Below are 3079 nucleotides of genomic sequence, written 5' to 3'. Positions count from 1 at the left end.
ATGTAGCCCGCGCCGACGACGAGCAGGCGGTCGGGACGCTCCGAGAGGTCGAGCACGTCGCGGGAGCTCAACACCGGCTCGTCGTCGAACGAGAAACCCGGAAGCTCGATCGGGCGGCTCCCGGTCGCGATCACCGCGTGCTCGAAGGAGAGCGTCGTCGAGTCGACGGTCAGCGACGGCGGGTCGATCTCGACGGTGTGGTCGTCCTGGAAATGGGCGGTCCCCTCCCGGTAGGTTACGCCGTTGGCGTCGAGGAGCTTCTCGACGCCGCCGGTGAGCCGGTCGACGACGGAGTCCTGCCACTCGCTCAGCTCGTCGAACGCGACCGTCGGCTCGGCGTGGACGCCGCGATCCGCCATCCGTCCGACCCCGCCCGCGGCGCGTGCCACGTCGATCAGCGCCTTCGAGGGGATGCAGCCGTGGTTGAGGCAGACGCCACCCGGTTCGCCGCGCTCGACGATGGTGGTTTCGAGGCCCCGCTGTGCGGCACGGATCGCGGCGACGTAGCCGCCCGGCCCGGCGCCGATCACGACCACGTCCGTCCGTTCGGTAGACATGGCTCTACCTTGGGTCAGTGTGGCATAAAGCCAGTCCCGCCGGCAACACTGGATCCGGGACGGATTCGGGGTTTCGATATCGCTATTAGTGGTTTACGAAGTGGGTTCAGCGAGCTACTCCCCCTGCCACTCGGGATCGCGGTCTTCGAGGAACGCGTCGATCCCTTCGTCCTTGTCGGCGGTCGCGAACAGCTGGGCGAACAGTTCGGCCTCGTACTCGATGCCGTCTTCCAGCCCCATCTGCGAGGCGGCCTGCACGGACTGCTTGGCGAACTCCAGCGCGACCGGGCTGTTCGCGGCCATCGACGACGCGAGGTCATTCACTGCGTCGTCGAAGTCGTCGTCGCCGTGGACCTCGTCGACGAGGCCGATCTCCCGGGCTTCGTCGGCGTCGATCAGCTCGCCGGAGAGGATCAGCCGCATGGCCTGCCCCTCGCCGACCAGCCGGGGGAGCCGCTGGGTGCCGCCGCCGCCGGGCATGATGCCGAGGTTAATCTCCGGCTGGCCAATTTTGGCGTCCTCGTGGGCGAGGCGTACGTCACAGGCCTGGATCAGTTCGCAGCCGCCGCCGAGGGCGTGCCCGTTGATCCGGGCGATCACCGGCATCGGGCAGTCGGCGACGTGTTCGTACACCCGCGGGCGCTTGCTGGCCTCGCGCTGTTCGAGCGCGTCGCGCTCCCGGAGCTCGGTCACGTCGGCGCCGGCGGCGAACGCCCCGGCCTCCTCCGCGCCGGTGAGCACGACTGCCCGGACCTCCTCGCCCTCCACCGCGTCGATCACGTCGGCGAGTTCCTCGCGTAGCTGGGCGTTCAGCGCGTTCCGGGCGTCCGGGCGCCGGAGCGTGATCGTGGCCACGCGGTCGCCCCGAGCGCCGACCTCGGCGTCGACGGTCTCGCAGTCGGCGGCGATCTCCTCCAGCGTCATTCTCCACCCCAGTCGCCGCTGGTGCCGACGATCTCACCGTCCTCCCAGACGTAGAACCCCTCGCCGGTCTTCTTCCCGAGCTTGCCGGCCCGGACCTTCCGTTTCAGGATCTGCGGCGGCCGGAACCGCTCGCCCAGCTCCTCCCGGAGGTGTTCGAGGATGTCCAGCCGCACGTCCAGCCCGACCACGTCGCCCAGCGCGATCGGCCCCTGCGGGTGGTTGTAGCCCAGCTCCATCGCGGCGTCGATATCCTCGGGCGAGGCGACGCCCTCCTGTACCATCCGCATGGCTTCGACGCCCAGCGCGACGCCGAGCCGGGAGGAGGCAAAGCCCGGCGAGTCGGTCACTTCGACGGGCGTCCGGTCGATCCCCTCGACGAACTCGTGGGCACGCTGGACGGTTCGGTCGCTCGTCTGCTCAGCAACCACAATTTCCACCAACTCCATGATGTGCACGGGGTTGAAGAAGTGCAGACCGACCGCGCGGTCCGGGCGGTCCAGCGCGCTCGCGATCTCCGTCAGCGACAGCGAGGAGGTGTTGGAGGCGATGATCGCGTCGTCAGCGACGTGGGACTCCACGTCCTCGAACGTCTCCTGCTTGATCTCCATCTGCTCGGGGACGGCCTCGATGACGATATCGGCGTCGCCGACCGCGTCTTCGAGCGAGGTCGTCCCGGTGATGCGATCGAGCGTCGCCGCCTTCTCGTCCTCGGTGACTTTGTCGCGCTCGACGCCGCCTTGGAGGTTCGCCTCGATGGCGTCGAGCCCGTCGTCGACGAACTCCCGCTCGATGTCCCGGAGCCACACGTCGTGGCCCGCCATGGCCGATACCTGGGCGATCCCGTGTCCCATCGTGCCGGCGCCGAGTACGACTACGTGCATGCGCCGGAGAGGGGCCGGAGCCGAGAAAAAACCGCGTGACACGGAGTTGCTGAAGATCGCCGAGGCGCTCGGCCGACTACCGCCGTCGCTCGACCGGCCGTAGTTTGAACCCGTAGCGGATCACTCCCTCCTGCGTGTAGATCCGACGGATCGTCGCCTCGACGCGCGTGCCGATCTCGACGTCCTCCCCATCAGCGAGCACTTGCGAGGGCACGCTCACGCTGCCGCCGTCGGGACCGTCGAGCGCGACGATCGCGCTCACGAACGGGCCGCTCCGGGACTGCTGCTCGACGAACTCCGGCGGCGCGCCGCCCTGGGCGATCGTGGTGGTCGCCTCGACGGTTCCTTCTCCGGGCAGTTCGACCCGTTCGTACTCCTCGACCTGGGCGTGGCAGTCCCCGCAGGCGCCGCCCGCCGGGAAGTTCAGCGCGCCGCAGTCCGGACACCGTCCCGCGACCAGTCGGTGGCGCTGCGGCGTCGTGCGCTGCCACGAGGGGACGCTGACGTACGCGCCGCCGCCCTCCGGCTCGCCGGTCGTGATCTCGCCGCGCCGGCGGAGGTACTCGGCGTAGGAGAGGTCGGTCGTTCCTGACAGCGCCGCATCGACGGGGATCGAACCGTCGATCACGAGCGTGTTCGCGCCCGCGCCGCTGCCGTACGCCGCGAGCAGCACGCGCTCGGCGCCGTCGGCGAACGCCGACGCGGCGCCGAGGAACG

General features: G+C 69.7%; 4 protein-coding genes. All 4 read right to left on the bottom strand.

Annotation, left to right across the window (positions count from 1 at the left end):
• Window positions 1–557: FAD-dependent oxidoreductase (locus ACFR9S_RS02360; protein WP_379817985.1), on the bottom strand; the 557-nt coding region annotated here is incomplete at its 3' end.
• Window positions 558–671: 114 nt separating this feature from the next.
• Entirely contained in the window at window positions 672–1481 is an 810-nt protein-coding gene (locus ACFR9S_RS02355) for an enoyl-CoA hydratase/isomerase family protein (protein WP_379817984.1), read from the bottom strand.
• A complete protein-coding gene (locus ACFR9S_RS02350) occupies window positions 1478–2362 on the bottom strand; it encodes a 3-hydroxyacyl-CoA dehydrogenase family protein (protein ID WP_379732744.1) in 885 nt (294 codons plus the stop codon). The genes ACFR9S_RS02355 and ACFR9S_RS02350 overlap by 4 nt, the downstream gene beginning before the upstream one ends.
• Before the next feature lie 76 nt (window positions 2363–2438).
• A partial coding sequence (locus ACFR9S_RS02345) for a Zn-ribbon domain-containing OB-fold protein (protein WP_379817983.1) occupies window positions 2439–3079 on the bottom strand: 641 nt, incomplete at its 5' end.

The sequence above is a fragment of the Halolamina salina genome (assembly GCF_042678005.1).
Lineage (GTDB): Archaea > Halobacteriota > Halobacteria > Halobacteriales > Haloferacaceae > Halolamina > Halolamina salina.
This window is presented reverse-complemented; position numbering and strand designations above follow the sequence as displayed.

Excerpts from the sequence above, each read along its gene's own strand:
- ACFR9S_RS02350 (WP_379732744.1), bottom strand. The coding sequence starts at position 2,362 with ATGCACGTAGTCGTACTCGGCGCCGGCACGATGGGACACGGGATCGCC.
- ACFR9S_RS02355 (WP_379817984.1), bottom strand. The coding sequence starts at position 1,481 with ATGACGCTGGAGGAGATCGCCGCCGACTGCGAGACCGTCGACGCCGAG.